Below are 23,565 nucleotides of genomic sequence, written 5' to 3' on the forward strand. Positions count from 1 at the left end.
CGGCTAACCTCTCCACGGTTCAGGGGATAGTTCAAAGCCTATATCCTTCAGCCTATTTGACCTTGCGGCGGACGCGCGGCGCGTTATGAAGAGCGCGCTGGGTCGCGCCGAGGGGGGCTCGCACGGACAGATCCGGCGAGGCTGGGGGATTAGCCTTGAGCGCTGTTTGGAAAATTGGTCGCACGCTGGCGGGGCTTGGCGCCTTGAGCCTGTCTTCCTTGCTGTCGGCGCAGGGCGGGGGCGACCGGCCGTTATTGCAGGACAGTTTCCGGATCGGCAGCGGCGGCGGCGCGCTCTGCCAGGCGCAGAGCGCCAATGGCGACCCTGCCGCTCGCACCATGTTCGATCGCGCCTGGACCGTGGTTTGCCGCGATGCCGCGCGGCCCGTTGGGCAGATTTATGCGCTGCGGCGGAGCGCGGGCGATAGCGACGAGGCCCTGCTGGAAAGGCTGGCGGCATCGCGCGGCGCAGCGGTGAATTGCAGCCCGGCGGGCGGGGTGACGCTGCCCGACGTGGGGCCTGTGACGGTCCGCAATTGCAGCGGACAGGCGGGCGCTTACCGCATTCTGGCGGTGGCCCGCGGCAAGACGCTCTATGCGGCGCAGGGCCTTGCCCCCTACGCAAGCGCGCTCGACCTTGGCCTGCGCACCGTGGTGCTTGGGCGGACGGTTCCGGGCAAGCTGGACATTGTGACGACCGGAGCGGGGAACAGCGCAGCCTTCGCGCGGATGCAGGCGGCTTCGCTCGACGCGCAGACAGTTCTGGCAGAGGGCTATCGCCGCAATGCGTCGGGCAATTATGCGGAAGCCGCCGAATTTTTCGACAGCCTGACCGACCGGCTGGCGCGCGATCCCGACACCCTGAAGCTGAGCCCCGCCGAGCGCGAGAACCGGCGTCATGAATATCTCGTCAATCATGGGCTGCAATTGTCCAATCTTGGCCTGTTTGATCAGGCCGACGCCGCTTTCGCGCAGGCGCGGGCGATCCCCACGGCCGATGTGGTGCAGCTGCGCTTGCGCCGCAATTTCGAGGCGGTGCACCATCTGAATCAGCAGGACCTGCAGGGTGCGTTGGACCTGCTCGACCATGGGCCGGAAGGCGGCGTGTCGGTCGGCGCGGACAATGACGGCGCCGTCACGCTGCCAAGCGAGGTCGCGGCTGAGCTGAGCAACGGGGCGCCGGAAGCCCGCGCGCTGGGTGTGCGCCAGGATGTGAAGCTGACCCCTGGTGAACGGGCCGCGATCCTGGACGCGCAGGCGCAGCAATTGCGGGGGACGATCCTGCGCCTGTCGGGTAAGCCCCGCGAGGCGCGCGCGGTGCTGGCTGAGGCGCTCACCGATGCGCAGCTCATCCGCGATGGCCGTGTGACATCAATTACCCGGCTCCGCGCACAATTGCTGGGCGAAATCGCCCTGACGCATGAGGCCGAAGGGAACTATGGTGCGGCGGAGGGGCAGCTTAGTCAGGCTGTCGCCCTGATCGCAGCGCAATATCCCGAGACGCTGGCGTTGAACGGCGCACGGGCGCGCTTGGGGGCGTTCCTGGTGCGGCGCGGACGGACCGAAGTGGCGCTCAAGATCTATCGCGCGATCACGGCATCGACGGTCGCGAGCCGGGGCACATTGACCGCGATGGCGAACCAGCTGCAGCCCTACTTCACGCTGCTTACCGCTGAGATGCCCAAGCGGCCCGAACTGGCATCGGACATCTTCGAGGCGTCGCAGCTTTTGGTGCGACCGGGCGCTGCCGAGACGCTGGAGCAACTGAGCCGCGAGTTGTCCGCCGGGGACAGCGAAGCGGCGCGGCTCTTCCGCCAGTCGGTTTCCTTGTCGCGTGACGTTGAGCGTGCGCGCATCGCGCTGGCGCAGCTGCGCGAGGAGAGCAAGGACGACGAGGCCACGCGAGAAGAGATCGTCCGGCGGCAGGCGGAAATCGATGCGCTCGCCGGGGATCAGGCCGCCACCCTGACCGCGCTTGCGGCCTATCCGCAGTATCGGGCCGTAAGCCCGCAGGTGCTGACGCTGGGCGAAATGCGGGCGACGCTCACGAACGGGGAGGGCTATTACAAGCTCGCACAGCTTGGTGATGCGCTTTACGCGTTGTGGATCGACGGGCAGGGCGCGACCGGCTTCCGCTTGGGCGCGAGCGCGAGCGGTGTCGCGCGCAAGGTGGCGGCGCTGCGCGACACGATCTCGATCCAGGCTGGCGGGGTGCAGACCACCTATGCGCTGGACCTGCCGGTGGCGCGCAGCCTCTATGTCGATCTGTTCGGGCCCGTCGATCAGCGGCTGAAAGGCGTCCGGCACCTGATCTTCGAACCCGACGGCGCGATGCTGCAGTTGCCCGTCAATCTGCTGGTCGCCAGCCAGCCAGGCGTCGATGCCTATGAGGACCGGGTCGAGAAGGGCGGCGACGAGTTCGACTTCCGCGGCGTCGATTGGCTTGGACGCGATCATGCGGTGAGCACGGCGCTGTCCGCACGCGCGTTCCGCGACGCCCGGCTGACCGCGCCGTCGGGTGCGCCGCAAAGCTATATCGGCTTTGGCGACAATGTTCCCGTTAAGGGGCCCACACTGCCAGCGCTGACCCGCGGCGCTTTACCGGGCGGCGCGGAAGATTGCGGCTGGTCGCCCGCGCAATGGAGCCACCCGATACCGGCGACGGAATTGCGGCAGGCGGCGCAGGCGATCGGCGGGCAGGGCAGCGAACTGGTGACTGGTGCAGCCTTCACCGATACTGCTCTGATGGAGCGCGGCGACCTTGACCATTTCCGCATCCTGCATTTCGCGACCCACGGACTGGTGACGCCGCCGCGTCCGGGATGCCCGGCGCGACCCGCCCTGCTGACGAGCTTCGCGCCGCAGGGCGCTTCGGACGGCTTGCTGCAGTTTGGCGAGATTTTCGACCTCCGCCTGAACGCCGATCTGGTGGTGCTGTCGGCCTGCGACACGGCCGGCGCGGCGGGGGCGGCAACCACGCGGGCGGCGGGGCTTTCGGGTGGCGGCGGCGCACTCGACGGGCTGGTGCGCGCCTTCATTGGTGCAGGAAGCCGGTCCGTGATCGCCAGCCATTGGCCCGCGCCGGAGGAATATCAGGCGACCGAGCGGCTGATGAGCGGACTGTTCGCCGCAGCGCCGGGCGAGCCGGTCGCCGAAGCGTTGCGCGCGGCGCAGATCAGGCTGATGGACGATGCCGACACGTCTCATCCCTTCTACTGGTCGGGCTTCGCCGTCATCGGCGATGGCGCCCGGCCGCTAATCGCCCGGCGCTGAGCCCTATGGCGGCGCGGGGCCTGCTGCGCCGGGGTGCGCGCGTGATGCAGGATGCCGGGCGCGGGCGGCTGGCGGGCACTGTGTTGCTGCTGTTCCTGGCGCTGTTCGTCGCCGGATGGGACTGGACGCGACCGCTGGGCGGCGCGGGGTCTCAGCGCGAGATGCCGACCGCCGACGCCGAACGGGGCCTGTATGATTGGCGGGTTGCGACCTTCGCGCCGCGCGTCGGGCAGGATCAGCGGGTGCTGATGGTCGTCTATGATGACCAGACGCTGATCGCGACGCGCAAGCGGTCGCCGCTCGATCGCGGGCTGCTCGCCCGGGCGCTGCGCAACCTGGATGCGATGGGCGCGAAGTCGATCGGCATCGATATCCTGTTCGATCAGCCGCAGGACGAGGATGGCGAACTGCTCGCCGCCCTCCACGCGATGCGCACCCCGGTATGGCTGGGCTATGCGAACTTCGGCGATAACCGCGAGCAGATCATTTTCGAGCAGCAGCAATATCTCGACCGTTTCATCGCCCAGGCGCGTACCGACCGGGTGCGGCCCGCGAGCATCAGGCTGGAGACGGACGCCGACAATGTCGCGCGCAGCTGGCCGCGCCCGACCGGCGGTCAGCCGCCGCTGCTGTCGCTCGCGATGCAGCCGTCGCCGCGCTTCGCCGAGTATCGCGGCGCGATCCGTTTCCGCATGCCGCTGCGCCAGGCGGACGGATCGGAGGAGCCCGTGATCCCGAGCCTGCAGATCGATCTGCTCGCCGATCCCGCCATGGCTCCCGCGCTCGCGCCGATGGTGAAGGGGCGGCATATGCTGATCGGCGGAGACATTGTCGATATCGACCAGTTCGAAACGCCGCTGTCCGGACGGCAGGCCAAATCGACCATGATCGGGCTGGAAGTCCATGCAACGATGCTGACGCAGCTGCTCGACGGCGCGCTGCTGCCCGCAATTCCGGGATGGGCGATGTGGGCAGCGGCGGCCCTGGTCGTGCTGGCAGCGGGGCTTACCAGCCTGGCGGAGTTGCGTTGGTTCTGGCTTGCGCCCGCGCTGGCCGTCCAGGCGTCGGCGATTGCGGGCTTGCCGCTCTGGCTTCAGGCGCGGGGATGGGACACGAAGGGGCTGCCCGCGGCCGGATGGGCGCTGGGCTGGGTAATCGCCTTTGCGGCGGTGAGCGCAGCGGCGCGCGCGGTAACCTCGCAGCAGCGCCGCTTCGCGCAGGCGGCGCTGGGCAAATATCTCCCCCGCGACATTGCGGCGCAGATATTGGCGGAACCTGAAAAGCTGGCGCTGCACGGCGAAAAGCGGCCGATCTTCACCCTGTTCACCGATCTGGAAGGCTTCACCAAGCTCAGCCACGCCATCGCGCCGGAAATGGTGGCGCAACTGCTTAACCGCTATCTCGACATGTTGAGCGATGTGGTGCTGGCGCATGGCGGGACGATCGACAAATTTGTGGGCGATGCCGTCGTCGCCTTCTGGGGAGCGCCGATCGCGCGGGACGATGATGGCCGGAACGCCGCGCGCGCCGCTTATGCGATGTGGCAGGCGGGGGAGGCGTTTCGCCGCGACCTGCCGCCGGGCGTGCCGCCGATCGGCCGGACGCGTGTCGGACTGCACCATGGCGACGCTATCGTCGGCAATTTCGGCGGCGAGGGGCGCATTCAATATACCGCTCTTGGCGACAGCATGAACACGGCCGCCCGGCTTGAAGCGGCGAACAAGGCGCTGGAGACGGCGGTGCTGGTGTCGCGCGAGGCGAAGGAGCGATCTGGCCTTGGGTGGTGGCGGCCCATGGGCCGCGTAAGGCTGCGCGGGCGAGCAACGCCGGTCGATCTGTTCGAACCCGCCCCCGATTTCGCCGAAGAAGACCGCGCGCTGCTGACGGAGGCTCTGGCGGCTTTCGATGCTGACGATAGCGAAGCGCGTGCGGCCGCGCTGGTGCGGATTAAAGCCTTGGCGGATCGGCATCCGGAGGATGCGGCGCTCGCCAATATGGTGTATCGCTATGAATATATTGGGGATGGAGGAACTTATGGTCTGGGCTAAGCGGGCGGGGGCGCTGATCGCTGTCGTCCTCATCAGCGTGACAGGCACCGCGCTGGCGGACACTTTGGTGGTGCGTGCGTCGGGGCCATCGGCGCGCAGCTATCCGCCCGGCGCGAAGCTGGCCGAGGGCGGATCTCTACTGCTGAAGGCCGGAGATGTGGTGACACTGCTGGACGCGAAGGGTACGCGGACGCTGCGGGGACCGGGACGCTTCGGCGTGACGGCGACGGCTACTGCGCCCGCCACCAATGTGACGCTGGCGGCGCTGCTGGATACCAAGCGGGTGCGACGCGCACGGACCGGAGCCGTGCGGGGCGCTGTGGGCGAAGCGCCTCCGGTGCTGAAACGGCCGAACCTATGGCTGGTCGATATCGCGCAGCCAGGGGCGCTTTGCGTCGCTGATCCGGCGGCGGTTCGCCTCTGGCGCGCAGATGCCGCGAAGCCGTTGAGCATGCGGATCAGCGGCGGTGCGCAGGCTGCGGTGAATTTTGCGGCAGGGGAAGCGATTGCCGCCTGGCCCTCTGCGCTGCCGGTGAAGGATGGCGCGACCTATCGCCTGGAGACAGGCGAGCGTTCGAACGAAATCCGCTTCGCACTGTTGAGCGCGGGTGATGCCGGACTCGATACGACCGCATCGGCGCTGATCGCGCGAGGGTGTCAGGCGCAGCTTGATCTGCTGATCGATACCGCGGCGCGTTAAGGGCTTGATAGCCGGGCCGGGGAAGGGCACAGCGCCCGCACCCGGACGGTCGCAGGACAGGGATGACAGGCCATAAGGCCGCTTTCCGGTCACGCTTTGGGGGAAATGGAACGTCTATGGGCTTGCTGGGGGCAGGGGCAATCAGTTTCACGCGGCGCGCGCGATTGGCGCTCGCTCTGACCGCGGTCGCGCCGATCGCGGCCATGGCGCAGGTCGCGCCGCGCGCCCCGACGCGGGAGGAACTGTCACCTGCGGAACGGCAGGGTGAAGTCGCGCCGCAGGGCAGCCGCCTGACGGTGGAAGGCGGAGTCGAACGTGCCCCCTGTCCGCTTGCTGACCCGCGTTTCGCCAATGTGACTGTGAACTTTGCCGCCGTGCGGTTCGATGGACTACGCGGGGTCGAGCCGGAGGCGCTGAAGGACAGCTGGAGCGATCTGGCGGGGCGCGACGTGCCGATCGCCAGTCTGTGCGAAGTGCGCGACCGGGCGGCGACCGCGCTGCGGCAGATGGGCTATCTCGCCGCTGTCCAAGTGCCCCCGCAGCGCATCGAAAAGGGTGGCACCGTCCGCTTCGACATATTGATGGCGCGGCTTGTGGCGATCGAAGTTCGCGGCGATGCGGGTAATAGCGAGCGGCTGATCGCGGCGCATATGGAGGCGCTGAAGGGGCAGCCGCTGTTCAATGTGCATGAGGCGGAGCGACATCTGCTGCTGGCGCGCGACCTGCCGGGCTATGATGTGCGGCTGGCGTTGCGTCCGGCGGGGACGGCTCCGGGCGAAGTGGTCGGCGAGGTAACGGTGGTGCGCCGCCGGGTTGAGGTGGACATCAATGTCCAGAATCTCGGCAGCCAGGCGGTGGGGCGCTTCGGCGGCCTGGCGCGGGTGCGATTCAACGACCTGACCGGCATGGGCGACAGCACGGTGCTCAGCATCTTCAATACCGCGCAGCCTGATGAGCAGACGGTGCTGCAGGCCGGGCACAGCATGGCGCTGGGCAGCGACGGGCTGCGGTTGTCGGGCGATTTCACCTATGCGTGGAGCAGGCCGGATATCGATGGGCTGGACCTTTCGTCAAAGACGCTGATCGCCACGGCGGGGCTGTCCTACCCAATGGTGCGGCGTCAAGTGCATACGCTGCTGGCGAGCGGCGGGTTGGAGGTCGTCGATCAGGATCTGCGCGTCGGCTCCACGCCTTTGTCGCGCGACCGGCTGCGGGTGCTGTTCCTGCGGCTGGAGGGCGAGATGATCGATCCCGATAGTCTGGTCAGCACGGCCGGCTATTCCGGGATCGAGCCCAAATGGCGGATCGGCGGCAATGTGGAGCTGCGCCAGGGTCTGGCCGGGCTTGGGGCGAGCGAGTCATGCGGCAATGTGGCGGCTTGCGTGCCGACGAGCCAGCTGGGCGGGGATGCCTCGGCCTTCGTGATGCGGGCCGGGCTGCAGGCGGAATATCGGCCCATTCCGGAACTGACCTTCGCGCTCGCACCCCGAGCGCAATATAGTCCCGATCAGCTGCTATCCTATGAACAGATCAGTGCGGGCAACTACACGGTCGGGCGCGGCTATGATCCGGGCGCATTGACGGGCGATAGCGGCGTGGGGATCGGGGCGGAGCTGCGCTACGGACGGATCACGCCCAAGGGGCCGGGCGCGATCGCATTGCAGCCTTTCCTCTTCTTCGACGCGGCGTGGGTCTGGCATCAGAGCGACAATTTCGCGGGGCTCGATCCGCAAAAGCTTTATTCAGCCGGTGGCGGGGTGCGGGCGACCTGGGACAATCATGCGCGGATCGACCTGACCGTCGCGACGCCGTTGCGAAAGACGGGTTTCCAGGCGGAGCGGGGAGACACCCGGTTGCTGTTGTCGGTGACGACACGAATCTTGCCATGGGGGCGGTGAACATGAAGAAGCGCAGCTCATTTTCACCCTTGACCCTGCTCGGCCGCGTTAGCGCCATTGCGCTCGCCATCGGTTGTGGCGCGGGCGCGGCGCAGGTCCAGAAGGCAATGCAGGGCACGCCCACGATCGTGTCGGGTGACGTCTTCATCTCGCAGGGGACTTCGGGAGGCACCACCGATACCGTATCGCTGAATTCGTCCCAGGCGGTCATCGACTGGACGCCTGATGAGAAAACAGGGACAGGTCCGATCGATTTTCTGCCCAGCGGGAATACGGTCAGCTTTTCCGGTTTTAGCGACTTCACCGTCCTTAATCGCATCCTGCCAGTAGATGGCAACAACCTGCCAATCTCCCGCGTAATTGAACTCAATGGCACCGTGCAGAGCCGCGTTGGCGGTCTGTCCGGCGGCAAAGTCTGGTTCTATGCGCCCGGCGGGATTGTCGCGGGGCCGACCAGCGTCTTCAACGTCGGATCACTGGTGCTGACCAGTAACGACATCGATATGACAGGCGGGTTGTACGGCAGCGGCGGGGAAATCCGCTTCCGGGGACCGGCCGACGGTCTGACGTCGGTCGAAGTACGCAGCGGCGCACAGATCCAAGCGCTGTCGAGCGGCAGCTATGTCGCGCTGGTCGCGCCGCGGGTGGTGCAGGGCGGGACGGTGCAGGTCAACGGATCGGCCGCCTATGTGGCGGCGGAAGCGGCGGACATCACCATCAACGGCGGGTTGTTCGACATCAGCATCAGCGCCGGGACGACGGACGCCAACGGCGTCGTGCATACTGGTTTGACCCAAGGGCCTGCCGCGACTGTATCAGAGGTGCAGCATGTGTTCATGGTGGCGGTGCCGAAGAATAACGCGCTGACCATGTTACTGTCGGGCAGTCTCGGCTATGACGCGGCGGATAGTGCCGTCCAGGCGGGCAGCGCGGTAGTGCTGTCGGCGGGCTATGATGTGAGCGGCGGCGCGGTGGGCGCTCGCAATGTCACGGCGACAGGCCAGGCGAATGTCAGCCTGTCTGCGCAGCAAGAGATAACTGTGCGAGTTGGCGCGGGCGGAGCAATCGCGGCAACTGGCAACATGGATGTGACGGCTGATCGCGCCATCACCCTACGCGCGGATCAGGGCGGCAGCATCAGCGTCGGCGGCGATCTGGACCTTAGCGCGGGAACAGGTGGCACGGGCGGCAAGATAGATGTGCTGACCTATGGCGGCAGCGCAACCGCGGCGGGCAATGGGCAGATCAGCGTAATCGGATCGATGCGGCTGGACGCGAGCGCTTTCGGGGCGGGGACCAGCAGCTTCAACGCGCAGGTGCTGGCGGGCGGGAGCGCGACCGGTGGGCAGATCAATGTCATCGCCAATGGCGGGGCGATCAGCGCGGCGGACCTGACCGCCAACGCCCGAGCGTCGAGCGGGGGCGGCAGCGACAGTTCTGGCGACGCGACCGGCGGCGCGATAACCGTATCGGCGCTGACAGCCGCAGGGCCGAGCGGGGCGCTGGGCGGGACGATCAGTTTCGGCAGCATGTCGCTGATCGCGTCGGCCGATGTCGATTATGATTTTTATTTCGATACCATCAGCGGCGGCAAGGCGACGGGCGGGACCATCGGCGTGACGGCGGCGGGCGGCAGCATCGCGGCCGATGACATCGCTATCTTCGCCAGCGGGTTTGGGGGCGACGCGACCGGCGTAGCGGGAACCGGGACGGGCGGCAGCATCAGCCTGTCGTCCAGCATGGCCAACGGCCTGCGTGGCAATCTGGCGGTGGCCGGGTGCACCAATGAATGCTTCGTCCGCGCCGAGGGTAGCGGCGGTTATGGCGCGAACGGCGCGAATGCGGCGGGCGGGACGATCCAGGTCAATGCGACGGACGCGGACTTCAGCATCGGCGGCAGCCTTTATCTGCAGGCGGGAGCGATCGGCGGCGGGGCCAATGGCGGCGGAAGCGTCGGGCGCGGGGGCGACGGGCTGGGCGGGGCGATCGCAGTGGAAAGCCGCGCCGGAGCGGCAGGCAGCGCCATCATGCGCTTTGGCGCGATCACGGCATTGGCGGACGGTGGTTCGGCGCAGAATGTCGAGGGCCTCTATCTCAATCAAGGCGATGCCGGGAACGGCGTCGGCGGATCGGTCAATTTCCTGGTGGCGGGGGGGAGCTTCACGGCGGACAGCCTGCTGGCCGACGCCTTCGGGCAGGGCGGGACGTCCGACATTAACTGCCCGTCATGCGGCGATGGCGTCACGCCATATCAATCGGGCATCGGCCAAGGCGGGACGGCGCAATTCCTAATCAGCGGAGGCAGCGCCACCATCGCATCGCTGACGCTGGCGGCGGGCGGGATCGGCGGCGGCGCGGTGGCGGCGAACGCGGCGGACGAGGTGTCGAGCATAGCGGGTCGCGGCATTGGCGGCACGGCGCTGCTGGAATCGCGCGGCGGGGTGCTGAACGCCGATGGCGTCACGATCGAGGCCAATGGCGCGGGCGGCGCGGGTTTGAGCGGCAATTTCAATGGGCCGAACGGCGGGAATGGCGGCGCAGGCGCGGGTGGTTCCGCTGGGCTGTTGATGGCTGTGGGTGGTACGGGCCAGATCAACATCAGCGAAGGCGTCAGCATTCAGGCGCAGGGCTTGGGCGGCGCTGGCGGTTCGGTGATCACCGATTTTTCGAGCGGGCAATATGTCGCGGGTGTTGGCGGCGGCGGGACCGGCGGCACGGCTGACCTGACGCTGGCGAGCGGGACGCTGAGCGCGCCTTCGATCACAGTGTCGGCGGAAGGCGTGGGCGGCGATGGCGGCAATAATGACAGTGACGGGCCCGGCGGCGCGGCAGGCAATGGGGTGGGCGGCACGGCGCGCGCCGCTTATCTGAACGAAGGCCACAGCATCGGCGCGCTGACGGTCAAGGCCGATGGGCAGGGCGGGCTGGCCGGGATCAACGGTGCTTATGACAGTTTCACCAAGACTTATGTCTTCGGTTCTGGCCAAGGCGGCGCGGGCGGCGCGGGGCAGGGCGGCAGTGCCAACCTGCTGATCGACGTCGATCCGAGCTTCGCCAGCCTGATCGTCAGCGCGGATGGTTTTGGCAGCGCGGGTGCGATCAGCGGCACGGGCGGGGCTGGCGGTGTCGGGACCGGCGGCGTCGCGGCGCTCTACATCGCTTTTGGCTCGACCAGCGTCAGCGATGAACTGAGCGTGTCGGCTTCGGGCTTCGGCGGCAGCGGGGGCTCTGGCCAGATCGGCGCGGGCGGGCGCGGCGGCGACGCCTTTGGCGGCAGCGCGACGATGGGGCTGAGCGGAGCGTCTACTTCGCTCGACGCCGGTAATATCAAAGTGTTGGCGGAGGCGCTGGGCGGCGCGGGTGGATTGGCGGGGCCGCAGGGCGGCCTTGGCGTTGCGGGCGCGGATGGCGGCAATGCGCTGGGCGGCACGGCTTTGTTCGCTGTCAGCGCAGGAGCGAACGCCATTACTGGCGCGACGCTGACGTTGAGCGGCAATGCCACGGGCGGTGCCGGATCGGTGGGGCAGGACGGTCCCGCCGCGGGTGCGGGCGGCAATGGCGGACAGGCGATCGGCGGTGCGGCAACCCTGCGCATCGATGGCGGGCGGTTGCGGGTGAACAGCAGCTTTTCGACGCTGCCGCCCTACAGCATCACGGCGGTGGGCCAGGGCGGCGCGGGTGCGAATGGCGGCGTCGCGTTCAGTACGGGCGCGGCCGATATCGGCGGCAATGGCGGTTCGGGCGCGGGCGGGACGGCGTCTTTCGAGGCGGCCGATGCGGACTTTGTGCTGGGCGATCTTTCGATCTTCGCGGACGGGTTGGCCGGGCTGGGCGGCGCAGGCGGCGTTACCGGGCCGACGAGCGGCGGGACGGCGCGGCTGACCAATGGCGGCAGCGCGGTGCTAGGCGCAGGCGCACAGCGGCTGCTGGCGTCGCTGTCGATGACAGCGAATGGTGACGCGGGCGGAAGGATCAGCTTTGCCGACAGCAGCAGCGCGGCGGGCGGCGGCCTTCGCATCGCCGGGCCGATGAGCCTGAGCGCGAGCGGGACGGTCGTGCCGGGCTTTACCGGAATCAGCTTCGCCGCGTCGGGCAATCCCGTCACGGTCGGCGGGACGGCCGATTTCACGACGCAGGGGCCGCTGAGCTTCGCCTTTGACGGCGGGGGCGCCTTGGCGGTGGCGGGCGCGCTGACCGGCTATTCGGGTACGGGCGTCACGATCACCCACGGCGCGCGGTCGGCGGGGCTGGACAGCATAGCGGCGGACAGCATCCTGCTGACCACGGCGGGCGGCATCAGCGTTACGGGCGGGGCTTTGCGGTCGGCCGGGCTGCTGACGATGCTCGCGCGGGGCGGCGACATTGCGCTGTCGGGCGGCAGCGCTCTGGTGGCGGGCGGCGACCTGCGGCTGTTCGCGCAGGGCAGCGTCAACGGCGCTGGCGGGGCGGCGAGCGCTGGCGGACGGGCGGCGATCGGGCTGGGCGGCGCGGGCAATATCAGCCTCGCCAGCCTTTCGTCGGGCGGGCTGCTGGACAGGGCGGACGCCAGCGGCAATGCGCTGGGCGGGACCGGCATTGCGATCGGCGGCGATTTCGCGGTCAGCGGCGGGCTGACCATCGGGGCAGGCAGCGGTACGCTGTCGGCTGCGACCATCGGTATCGGTACGCTGACGGCGGGCGGCCAGACGCTCACCGCGCCCGGCGGCGTGCAGATCGGCAATGCGGTGATGACCGGCAACCTGATCGTCAACGGCGGCCTGCAACTAGGCGGCGCGGACATTGGCGGCCTGTTGCAGCAGCGCGGCGCGACGGCTGTGTTTGGCGGTGCGGTCGCTGCCGGGACGATCGATGTGGACGCGGGTAGCATCAGCGCCAATGGGCTAAACGCGCGGACGGGCGACCTGCTGTTGCGCTCCGCCACGGGGCTCAGCATCAATGGGGCAAGGGCGGCTGGCTCTGCGCTGCTGGATGCGGGCGCGGGCGATCTGGCCGTCAGCGACATCGTGGCGCAGGGGCCGATTTCCGCCTTTGGCCGCAACATCAGCCTGGGATCGAGCGGTGCGGTGGTCATCGCCGATGCGCTGGCCAGCGGCAATATGCTGCTGAACGCGGCGGGGCTGGTGGCGGTGACGGGGCAAGTCAGCGGGCAGGCGGTGACGATCGGGTCCAGCGACATCGTGATCGGCCCGAATGGTCGGGTCGATGCGGCGGGGCTGCTGCGTTTCAATGCGCTGGCGGGTGCGGCGATCGGCGGCGGCGATGTGACCGCTGGCTACAGCCTGTCAGCGGTGGAGCTGGGCCGGGTGTCGGCGAGCGACATCGCGATCGGCGCAGGCGGTGATGTGATCGTCCGCGACCTGACGATCGGGACCGGCGTGCTGGCAAGCGGCGGCGTGCTGAGCATCGGGACGCCGGGGCTGTTGCGCGTGCAGGGCGCTGTGGCGCTGACCGGGCGGAGCGGGCAGGGCGGGCTGACGCTGTCGGCTGGTCAGGCGGTGCAGGTGATCGCCGGGCAGGGATCGATCGACATCAGCGACGCCAATGGCGCGCTGGGCGGGGTGCTGAGCATTGACGCGCCCGCCATCTATGCCGCGACGCCGGCGGCGATCGCGGACGTGCAGGCGGCAGGATCGCTGGGTGCGCGTGAGTTGCGGCTGGCGCAGAGCGATGGGCTGGCGCTGGACGCGGGAATGCTGCGGGCGGGGGCGATCCGGCTGGCGGCAAGCGATGGCGTCTATATCCAGAATAGCAGCCTTTCCACCGACTTTGCCGACCGGCGGGGCTTCACCGCGAACAGCCTGACCATCATCGCCGGGACCGGGAGGCCGCAGATCGCGATCAACGGGCGGCTGGCGCTGGGCGGCGGCTTGTTCGCGACGGGGCTGGACACGATCCCGCTGGTGGCGATCGACGGGCGCTATGCCGCGGGGTCGAAGATCAACGGTTGCTTCATCGGGGCTGGAGCGTCCTGCACCGGGATCAGCCTTGATAACCGCGATACGTTTGACGGGCTGCTGGACCCGGCGGTGTCGGTGACGCGGATCTTCCCGCTGACGCTGATCCAGCTGCGCGATATCGTGACGCAGGGCTATCCGCCGTTGATCGACGAGCCGGTGACGGGCGCGGGCAATGAGGATCTGTGGGACCGGCCCTGCGGCGAGCCGGGGGAGGAGGCCTGCCCCGCGCAATAAGAGGAAATAGCGGTAAGAATCAGGATTGAAAGGGCGCGGCGGACGCGGCAAGAGCGATGGTGCGCAGGGGGGCGTGGACATGGGGGGCGTTGTAAGCGGCAGGATGAGCAGGCGCGCGGCTGGCATGATGCTGGCGGCGGCGATGCTGTTCGTGCTGCTGCTGGGCGGCCTTTGGGCGAGCGGTCTGCGCGCGGCGGATGCGCCCGGCGGGCGGGCTTTTGTGGGTGTCGCTTCCTGTGCCGGATCGACCTGCCACGGCCGGATGGAAGGCGATGGCAAGGTCGTGCGCCAGGATGAGTTGATGCGCTGGCAGGAGCCTTCGACGCCGGGCGGCGCGCATAGCCGGGCCTTTGCGGTGCTGTCCGGCACGCGCGGGCGGCAGATCGCTGCGACGCTGGGGCTGGGCGATCCGACGGCGGCGCCGGCCTGCCTCGGGTGCCATTCGACGCCAGCGGCGGCGCGGGGGGCGCGCTTCCTGACGAGCGACGGCGTGGGTTGCGAGGCATGCCACGGCCCGGCAGGCGGATGGATCGCGTCACACTATGCTGTCGGGACCAGCCATGCGGGCAATGTCGCGGCGGGCATGATCCCGCTTGACCGGCCACAGGCGCGGGCTTCGGTCTGCCTCGATTGCCATTTCGGCAGTGACCGGCCGGGGCAGTTCGTCGATCACCGCATCATGGCGGCGGGGCATCCGCGCATTTCCTTCGAACTGGATCTCTTTTCTTCCATGCAGGCGCATCATGACGAGGATGCGGATTATGCGCGGCGCAAGGGGCGGACCGACAGCCTGAAATTCTGGGCAGTGGGGCAGGCGATGGCAGTGGAACGCGCGCTGACCCTCTATGCCGGGGCAAAGGGGACGGAAGGGGCCTTCCCCGAATTCTACTTCTTCGATTGCCAGAGCTGCCACCGCCGCATCTATGACCAGGCGGAGTGGAGCAAGACATGGGAAGTGAACCCCGGACGCCCGATCCCGGCGGGCATGCCGCCCTTTAATGATGAGAATATGATCCTGCTGTCGGCGGCGGCGCGGGTGGCCGCGCCGGGACTGGCGGGGCGGTTCGATGCGGACAGCCGGGCCTTCCACGCGGCGATCGCGACGGACCGGCGCGGGGCTGTCGCGGCGGCGGGCAAGCTGGCGGCGAGCGCGCGGGCGCTGGGCGACGCCTTTGCAAGCGGCGGTGTGAAGGGCGACATGGCCTTCGCCATCGTGCGGGAGATTGCGGGCGGGGCGATTGCGCCACGCTTCACCGATTATGAAGGATCGGTGCAGGCGGTGATGGCGATCGATACGCTGCTGAACGCCATGGTGAAGTCTGGTCAGGTGACGGTGGGTGCGGCTGCGGGCATCCGGGCGGATGTCAACCGCGCCTATGCGGCGGTGAAGGAGCCCAACAGCTATCAGCCCGCCGCGTTCCGCAGCGCCTTAGGCAGCGCGGCGCGCAGCATTGGAGCGTTGCGGTGAGCGGCTTGCGGCACAGGTTGAGCGCTTTCGCGGCGCTGGCGGGATTGATGCTGGCGTCCTGTGGCGGCGGCGGTGGTGGCAGCGGCGGGAACGGAGGCGGCTCCACGCCGACCCCGACGCCGCCTGCGACACGGCTTTATGCCGATCCGGCGCAGGAGGCGCTGACCGTCGCCGATGTCGAGACTGTCGTCGGCCATGCCGTCGCGGAGGCGCAGGCGCGCAGCCTGCCCGCGGTGATTGCCGTCACCGACCGGGTCGGCAATGTGCTGGCGGTGTTCCGCATGAACGGCGCGCGCGCGACCGCGACGACCAGCGCCGCGCCCAACGGACAGAATATCGACGCGCAGAATCTGACGGTGCCGGCCGAAGCGGGGGCGATCAGCAAGGCGATCACGGGCGCTTATCTGTCGAGCGGGGGCAATGCCTTTTCGACGCGCACGGCGAGCATGATCGTGCAGGAACATTTCCCGCCCGCGCCGGGCACGGTAGGCCTTGAAAGCGGTCCGCTGTTCGGCGTGCAGTTCAGTCAGCTGCCCTGTTCGGACCTGTCGGCGCGCTTCCTGTCATCGGGTGCGCAAGCGATGATCGGGCCGAAAAGGTCGCCGCTGGGGCTCGCGGCCGATCCGGGGGGCTTTCCGCTCTATAAGAATGGCGTCGTGGTCGGCGGCATCGGGGTAATGGCGGACGGGGTCTATGGGTCCGACCCCAATGTGACCGATACCGACAATGATCCGGAAGAATATATCGCGATTGCCGGGACGCTCGGCTTTGAAGCGCCCGACAGCATCCGCGCCAACCGGATATTCGTGGACGGGACCTCGCTGCGCTATTCGGATGCGGATTATTCAGGCTTGCTGCGGACGGGCGCGACGAGTTTCGCCGCGATCAACGGCAGCGCCGGGAGCCTGGTAGCGGTGCGCGGCTATTATGGCGATCCCGCCCCGATGGTGTTGGCCGGTGTCGCTTATGGAGCCGAGGCTTCGGGCGTGCGGGCTTCGCGGGCGGCGGAATTTTCCAATCGCGACGCCTTCGTGCTGACGGACGGCGCGGGGAATAACCGCTTCCCGATCCGCGCCGCCAGCGATGCAGGTGATGTGGCGCAGCCGCTGAGCGCCGCCGAAGTGACGGCGGTGCTGGAGGAAGCCTTCGCCATCATGAGCCGCGCGCGGGCGCAGATCCGGCAGCCGCTCGACAGCCGGGCGCAGGTGACGATCAGCGTCGTCGATACGCGGGGCGCGGCGCTGGGCATCGTGCGGTCGCCTGACGCGCCGATATTCGGCACGGACGTCAGTCTGCAGAAGGCGCGGACGGCGGCTTTCTTTTCGAGCAGCCATGCCGCGCCCGATCTGCTGGCGAGCAGCAGCGCGGATGTGGCGGCGTTCGTCGGCAAGGCGCGGACCTTCCTGAACGATCCCTCTGCGCTGACGGGCACCCATGCCTTTACCGACCGCGCCAACGGCAATCTTTCGCGACCCTATTTTCCCGATGGGGAGGTGGGCCGTCCGAACGGGCCATTCTCCCGCCCCATCGGGCAGTTCAATCCCTTCTCCACCGGGCTGCAATCGGCGCTGGTGGTGGGCGATCTTGCCGCGCATCTCGCCTATGTGACCGGCGCGAGCGCGACCGACACGCCGCAGCGCTGCTCGGCGGTGACGGGCGTCGGCGCAGGCAACCGCATCCAGAACGGCATTCAGATCTTCCCCGGGTCGGTGCCCATCTATCGCGGCAATATACTGGTTGGCGCGATAGGCGTGTCGGGCGACGGCATTGATCAGGATGACATGATCAGCTTCCTGGGGGCGCATAATGGCGGCGCGCGGTTGGGCGGCCTCGGCAACGCCCCGGCGGCGATCCGCGCGGACCAGATTGTCGTCGATCTGGGCAATGCGTCGGTGCGGCTGCGCTATGTGAGTTGCCCCTTTGCGCCCTTCCTCGACACATCGTCGCAAAATGTGTGTCAGGGGCTGTAGCGATGGGGCTTGCCGCCTTCCTGCCGCTCTTTGCGCTGGCGCAGCCGGGCGAGCCCGTGCCGCCGCCTCCGCCGGACAATTGGGAAGAGATATTGAATCCGCCCGCTGTCGGCGCGGATGAGCAGTCGATCGAGGGGCGACGGCGGCCGGGCTATGAAGCGCCGCTGCCTGAGGCCGTGACGCAGGACAATAAGGGCGCAGTTCGCGCGCCGCCGCCCGAGGCGTTTCCGGTGGATCAGGTGCCGATCCCCGATCGCTGGCGGCTGATTGAATCGCTGGGCGTGGTCAAGGAACGCTGGTTCGATCCCTATGGCCAGAACACGCTGAAGGGCGACCGGCCGATCGACCGCGAGAAGGCGAAGTGGCTGCCGATCAAGGGCGACGACTGGTTCTTGGTCGCCAATGCGGTGAGCGATACCGTGGTCGAGCCGCGCACCTTCCCCATTCCCGTCGGCGTGCAGACGACGGAACGGCCGGGCAGCATCGATGTGTTCGGCAAGGACGCCAGCTATGTGCTGAGCCAAACCTTCATCGGCGGCGTGGCGCTGATCAAGGGATCGACCGCGTTCAAGCCGCCGGAGATCGAATATCGCCTGACGCTCGCCTACAACATCAACCATGTGAATGTGCCCGAACGGCGGGTGCTGTTCGTCGAGCCGTCCAAGCCTTCGCACCGCACCGACCATTTTCTGGGCGTGCAGGAATTGTTCGTCGATTATCATCTGGCGAACACGTCGGACCGCTATGACTTCCGGTCGATCCGCGTGGGCATCCAGCCTTTCCAGTCGGATTTTCGCGGCTTCCTGTTCAACGATCAGCAGCTTGGCATCCGGCTGTTCGGCAATCGCGACAACAACCGGTTCCAGTTCAACCTCGCGGCCTTCTGGCGGTTGGAGAAGGACACGAACAGCGGCCTCAACAGCGTGGTGCAGTCGCCGCGCCGGGACTGGGTGTTCCTGGCCAATCTTTATCGGCAGGATTTCCTGATTCCGGGGCTGACCAGCCAGATCACCGCCGTTTACAATATGAACCGCGAGGCGGGGCGGATCGAGATTGACGATAATGGCTTTCCGGTGCGGCCAGCCCTGCTGGGCGACCTGCGCGGGCGGGATTATGATGTCGTCTATCTCGGCTATAATGCCGATGGGCGGATCGGACGGATCAACCTGACGGCGTCGATCTACGGGGCGCTGGGGGAGGATCGGAACAGCTTCTTTACATCGAAACCCGCGCAGATCAGGGCGTTTTTCGCGGCGGGCGAAGCGAGCATCGACAAGGATTGGATGCGCTTCCGGTTGTCGGGCCTTTATGCGAGCGCCGACGGCGATCCGCATGACAACCGCGAAACCGGCTTCGATGCGATCTTCGAGAATCCGGTCTTTGCGGGCGCGGACACGAGCTACTGGATCAGGCAGACCATCCCCTTCGCAGGTGGGGGGCGCGTCATCGGGATCAATGGGCGCAACGGCATATTGAACTCGCTGCGATCGTCCAAGGAGCAGGGGCAGTCGAATTTCAACAATCCCGGCACGATGCTGCTGGGCGCGGGGGCGGATTTCGATGTGCTGCCGGAACTGCGGCTGTCGGCCAACGCGAACCATCTGTGGTTTGAAAATACCGCGACGCTGCAAGCGCTGCGGAATGAGGGAAGCATTCCCAAATCGATCGGCTGGGACCTGTCCACCGCCGCGATCTGGCGGCCGCATGCGACGCAGAATATCGTGTTCCGGCTTTCCGGCGCGACCCTGCTGCCCGGCGCGGGATTTCGCGATCTGTTTTCCAATAGCGAGCGCAACCGTGAATATTATTCGGTGCTCGGCAATTTGATTTTGAGTTATTGATGCGGCCGTTCTTCGCCTTCCTGTTGCTGATCTTCGCCGCGCTGACGGTGCCGGTGATGATCCTTCACGCGTCGGATGCGGAGAAGCCGGTCGAGCGGCACTATAGCGTCACCCCGCCCGCGCCGATGAGCCAGACGGCAGATCAGGTCGCGGTGAAGTCGGACGGTTGCTACAGCTGCCACACCAAGACCGACGAGCCGAGCATGCACGCGACGCCCGCGGTGATGCTGGGTTGCGTCGATTGTCATGGCGGCGATCCGGCGGTGCGCGGCGATCCTTCGCACGGCTTCGAGGACCCGGCCTATGTGGCGGCGCGGGACAAGGCGCATGTGCTGCCGCGCTATCCGGGAAGCTGGCATTATCCTTCATCGGCCAATCCCAAGCGCACCTACACGCTGCTTAACCGGGAAGCGCCGGAGTTTGTGCGCTTCGTGAACCCGAGCGATTATCGCGTCGCGCGGGAGGCGTGCGGGTCGTGCCACATGCAGACCATCGAGGCGGCGGAGCGGTCGCTGATGGCGTCGGGCGCGATGCTGTGGGGCGGGGCGGCCTATAATAATGGCATCGTGCCGTTCAAGAACTACATCTTCGGCGAGGCTTATACCAAGGATGGCAAGCCTGCGAAGATCGTGTCGCCCGGATCGCCGCCGGGCACGCTGACGGCGGAGCAGAAGGCGCGCGGGGCGCTTAGCGAACTCTATCCCTTGCCCAATTGGCAGGTGACGCCGCCGGGCGATATTTTCCGCGTGTTCGAGCGAGGCGGGCGCAATATCGGCACGCAGTTTGCCGAGATCGGGTTGCCCAATCCGACCGGGTCGATCCAGCGGCTGGAGGAACCGGGGCGGCCGGACCTCAAGCAATCGAGCCGGGGGCCGGGGACAGGCCTGCGCGTCGCGATCCCGGTGCTGAACCTGCACAAGACGCGGCTCAACGACCCCTATATGTGGTTCATGGGGACCAATGATCAGCCGGGCGATTATCGCCATTCGGGCTGTTCGGGATGCCATGTCGTTTATGCCAATGACCGCGAGCCGCGCCATAGCCTGATCTATGCGCCATATGGGCGCGACGGGCAGACGGCCACGGTCGATCCGACCATCGCCTCGAAGATGGAACATGGCGCGTTGAAGGGCGCGCATGACGAGAAGCCCGATCATCCGATCGCGGCGGCGAAGGAAAGCGGGCACCCGATCCGCCATACATTCACGCGCGCCATTCCGACCGCGCAGTGCATGAATTGCCACATGCACCAGCCCAATATCTTCCTGAACAGCTATCTCGGCTACACCATGTGGGACTATGAGTCCGACGCGCCGTTGATGTGGCCCAAGCAGCAGAAATATCCCACGGCGGCGGAAGTGCACCAGACGCTGGAGCGTAATCCGGAAGGGGCGGGGCCGCGCGGCAAATGGTCGGACCTCGATTTCCTGCGCAACGTCTATGACCTGAATGACAAGGCGAAGGATACGCAGTTCGCCGACTATCACGGCCATGGCTGGAACTTCCGCGGCGTGTTCAAGCGCGACCGGGAAGGCAATCTGCTCGACGCGGACGGGAAGGTCGTGTCGAACGACGATCCGGAGAAGTGGCGGAAAAAGGGCGAGGGCAAGTTCGTCCAGCCCGGCGTCAATCCGGGCAAGTCGGTGCACCTGATGGACATTCATGCCGAGAAGGGGCTGCAATGCGCGGACTGCCATTTTGCGCAGGACAGCCATGGCAACGGCTTCATTTATGGCGAGGTGGCGAACGCGATCGAGATCGGGTGCAAGGATTGCCATGGCACGGCGGACGCCTATCCGACGCTGCTGACCTCTGGCCCTGCCGCGCCGCCCAAGGGGACCAACCTTGCCCTGTTGCGCAACCCGGACGGGAAGCGGCGGTTCGAATGGTTCTATGACGCGAGCGGGCGGCGCAAGCTGATCCAGCGGTCGATCGTGGACCCGAGCCTTGAGTGGGAGGTGAGCCTCGTCAAGGACTCGGTCGATCCCGCCAATCCGCATTTCAACGCCAAGGCGGCGCGCGCCAAGCTGATGAGCCGGTCGGGCGCAGAGGATGGCAGCTTCGCCTTCGGTCCGGGCGTCGCGAAGGAAGACCGCGCGCATGGCGATGACAATATGGCCTGCTTCACCTGTCACCTCAGCTGGACGACCAGTTGCGGCGGCTGTCACCTGCCGATCGAGGCGAACTGGAAGACGACGCTGCACCATTTCGATGGCGAAGAGACGCGCAACTTCGCCACCTATAACCCGCAGGTGGCGCGGGACGAGATGTTCCAGCTCGGCAAGCATATGACGACCAAGGGGAATGAGACTGCGCCCGTCAGGTCGACCTCCGCGCTGGTGCTGTCATCGACGAACATCAACCGTGAACGCATCTATATCCAGCAGCCGCCGATTTCGGGCATCGGCTTCTCGTCCCAGGCTTTCGCGCCGCACTTCCCGCATACGGTGCGACGGACGGAGACGAAGACCTGCTCCGACTGCCATCTGTCGGCGAGGGACGACAATAATGCGATCATGTCGCAGCTGCTGTTGCTGGGCACGAACTTCGTCAATTTTGTCGGGCTGAATGCCTGGACCGGGCTGGAAGGCGGGTTCGAAGCGATCCGTGTCACCGAATGGGACGAACCGCAGGCGGTGATCGGCAGTTACCTCCAGAAATACGCCTATCCCGATTATTGGAAGATGCATGTCGAGCAGAATGGCCGCGAGCTCAAAAATTGGGTCCGCGGCAAGACCTTCGACAAGAAGGTCTCGGGCGAGACGCAGGCGGTCGAGGAATTCCGCAATGTCGTGAAGGGCACGGCGGGACGCGTCGGCTGTCTGCAACTGCGCGGCGAATATATGTTTGTCGCGGAGGGCAAGGGCGGCTTCCGCGTCTATGACGTCGCGTCGATCGCCAACAAGGGCTTTTCCGAACCGGTGGTGAGCGGGCCTTTCTCGAAGCTCGGCCACAATACGGGCGTCGCGACGAAGAATGCGACCTGCATGGCGCTGCCCACGAACCAGCCCATCAATCCGTTGCGCAACACGAAGGAACTGCGCGAGATCAACCAGGAGCAGGCGTTCCTGCCGATCTACAGCTATGCCGCGGTGACGGACAGCGTCGAAGGGCTGATCATGGTCAATATCGAGACCATGGCCGATGGCGAGTTCCGCAACAATTTCCTGAAACGCGCCGTGACCTGGAACCCGGATGGCGTGCTGAACGGCGCGCGGCATATCCAGCTGGCGGGGCAGATCGCCTATATCACGGCTGAGGTGGGGCTGGTGGTCGTGGATTTGAGCGATCCGCTGCATCCGCGCCTTGCCGCCGTGCGTCCGCTGAAGGATGCGCGCGCAAGCGCCATCCAGTTCCGTTATCTGTGGGTGACGGATGCGGAGGGGCTGAAGCTGTTCGATGTGACGAAGCTCACCGATCCGGTGGCGGTGCCATCCGCGACGGTGCCGCTGAAGGACGCCCGCCGCATCTATCTGGCGCGCACCTATGCCTATGTCGCGGCGAAGGGCGAGGGGCTGGCGATCGTCAACATCACCAGTCCGCTGCGGCCCAGTGTCTATCGGAAGGAGACGTTCGGCGGGCAGATGACCGATGTGGAGGATGTGATCGTCGGTACGACCAACGCGTCGCTGTTCGCCTATGTCGCGGACGGGCGTAACGGCATGAAGGTGATCCAGCTTACCAGCCCCGCGAGCCAGCCCAATTTCTACGGCTTTTCCCCCGCGCCCAAGCCCGAACTGATCGCCTGGGCGAGAACACCCACGCCCGCCGTCGCGCTATCCAAGGGGCTGGACCGCGACCGGGCGGTCGACGAGACGGGCGGCCAGATCGCGGTGTTCGGCCGCATCGGATCACGGCCCTTCACACGGCCGGAGATGGAGCGGCTCTTCCTGAACGGGAAGGGCGTGCCCTACAAGGTCAGCGACGATGTGGACATGAGGGCGTGGAGGCCGCCACTTTTGCGGTGAGTGGGGCAGCGCTGTCGGGTCCGGCTCCTGGCTATCAGCAAAGATAAATTCACCTCCGCCGCAAGAAAGGGCAGGATCGCACTTCAACCAGCGGGAAGAGCTATCATGCCCAAGATGCGCAAAGCGCGTCGCGGGACAGCGCATAACGACATTCGTATTCTGGGCGCCAGGAAAGCCACGGCCCTGGCGACCGAGTGAGGGGCCGGTCC

General features: G+C 67.0%; 9 protein-coding genes. All 9 read left to right on the forward strand.

Translation table 11 applies throughout. From position 1 onward, the window contains the following. The first annotated feature begins 203 nt into the window (after positions 1-203). The 9 genes from ACZ5Y5_RS18065 to ACZ5Y5_RS18105 all read left to right on the forward strand — a co-directional run bounded on the left by ACZ5Y5_RS18065 (position 204) and on the right by ACZ5Y5_RS18105 (position 23,356). Entirely contained in the window at positions 204-3,272 is a 3,069-nt protein-coding gene (locus ACZ5Y5_RS18065; RefSeq protein WP_464810801.1) for a CHAT domain-containing protein, read from the forward strand. 5 nt (positions 3,273-3,277) lie between these two features. After that, complete coding sequence (locus tag ACZ5Y5_RS18070; protein ID WP_464810802.1) at positions 3,278-5,320, forward strand: CHASE2 domain-containing protein; 2,043 nt, start codon at positions 3,278-3,280, stop codon at positions 5,318-5,320. Continuing rightward, positions 5,307-6,020: a hypothetical protein gene (locus ACZ5Y5_RS18075; RefSeq protein ID WP_464810803.1), complete on the forward strand. Its 714-nt coding sequence runs from the start codon at positions 5,307-5,309 to the stop codon at positions 6,018-6,020. The genes ACZ5Y5_RS18070 and ACZ5Y5_RS18075 overlap by 14 nt, the downstream gene beginning before the upstream one ends. A 116-nt stretch (positions 6,021-6,136) precedes the next feature. Next, positions 6,137-7,918 carry a ShlB/FhaC/HecB family hemolysin secretion/activation protein gene (locus ACZ5Y5_RS18080; protein WP_464811603.1) on the forward strand — a complete coding sequence of 594 codons (1,782 nt, stop codon included), beginning with the start codon at positions 6,137-6,139 and terminating at the stop codon, positions 7,916-7,918. A 2-nt stretch (positions 7,919-7,920) separates the two neighbouring features. Continuing rightward, on the forward strand, positions 7,921-14,109 hold the full coding sequence (locus ACZ5Y5_RS18085) for a histidine kinase (RefSeq protein WP_464810804.1): 6,189 nt from the start codon (positions 7,921-7,923) through the stop codon (positions 14,107-14,109). 79 nt (positions 14,110-14,188) lie between these two features. Continuing rightward, entirely contained in the window at positions 14,189-15,577 is a 1,389-nt protein-coding gene (locus ACZ5Y5_RS18090; protein WP_464810805.1) for a multiheme c-type cytochrome, read from the forward strand. 47 nt (positions 15,578-15,624) lie between these two features. Then, complete coding sequence (locus tag ACZ5Y5_RS18095) at positions 15,625-17,547, forward strand: heme-binding protein (RefSeq protein WP_464811604.1); 1,923 nt, start codon at positions 15,625-15,627, stop codon at positions 17,545-17,547. Between the two features lie 2 nt (positions 17,548-17,549). After that, positions 17,550-19,388: a hypothetical protein gene (locus tag ACZ5Y5_RS18100; protein WP_464810806.1), complete on the forward strand. Its 1,839-nt coding sequence runs from the start codon at positions 17,550-17,552 to the stop codon at positions 19,386-19,388. Next, entirely contained in the window at positions 19,388-23,356 is a 3,969-nt protein-coding gene (locus ACZ5Y5_RS18105) for an LVIVD repeat-containing protein (RefSeq protein ID WP_464810807.1), read from the forward strand. The genes ACZ5Y5_RS18100 and ACZ5Y5_RS18105 overlap by 1 nt, the downstream gene beginning before the upstream one ends. Positions 23,357-23,565: the final 209 nt, after the last annotated feature.

The sequence above is a fragment of the Sphingobium sp. TomTYG65 genome, assembly GCF_055395525.1.

Coding starts and splice junctions, on each gene's coding strand:
- ACZ5Y5_RS18070 (WP_464810802.1), top strand. CDS start 3,278: ATGGCGGCGCGGGGCCTGCTGCGCCGGGGTGCGCGCGTGATGCAGGAT.
- ACZ5Y5_RS18075 (WP_464810803.1), top strand. CDS start 5,307: ATGGTCTGGGCTAAGCGGGCGGGGGCGCTGATCGCTGTCGTCCTCATC.
- ACZ5Y5_RS18080 (WP_464811603.1), top strand. CDS start 6,137: ATGGGCTTGCTGGGGGCAGGGGCAATCAGTTTCACGCGGCGCGCGCGA.
- ACZ5Y5_RS18085 (WP_464810804.1), top strand. CDS start 7,921: ATGAAGAAGCGCAGCTCATTTTCACCCTTGACCCTGCTCGGCCGCGTT.
- ACZ5Y5_RS18090 (WP_464810805.1), top strand. CDS start 14,189: ATGGGGGGCGTTGTAAGCGGCAGGATGAGCAGGCGCGCGGCTGGCATG.
- ACZ5Y5_RS18095 (WP_464811604.1), top strand. CDS start 15,625: ATGCTGGCGTCCTGTGGCGGCGGCGGTGGTGGCAGCGGCGGGAACGGA.
- ACZ5Y5_RS18100 (WP_464810806.1), top strand. CDS start 17,550: ATGGGGCTTGCCGCCTTCCTGCCGCTCTTTGCGCTGGCGCAGCCGGGC.
- ACZ5Y5_RS18105 (WP_464810807.1), top strand. CDS start 19,388: ATGCGGCCGTTCTTCGCCTTCCTGTTGCTGATCTTCGCCGCGCTGACG.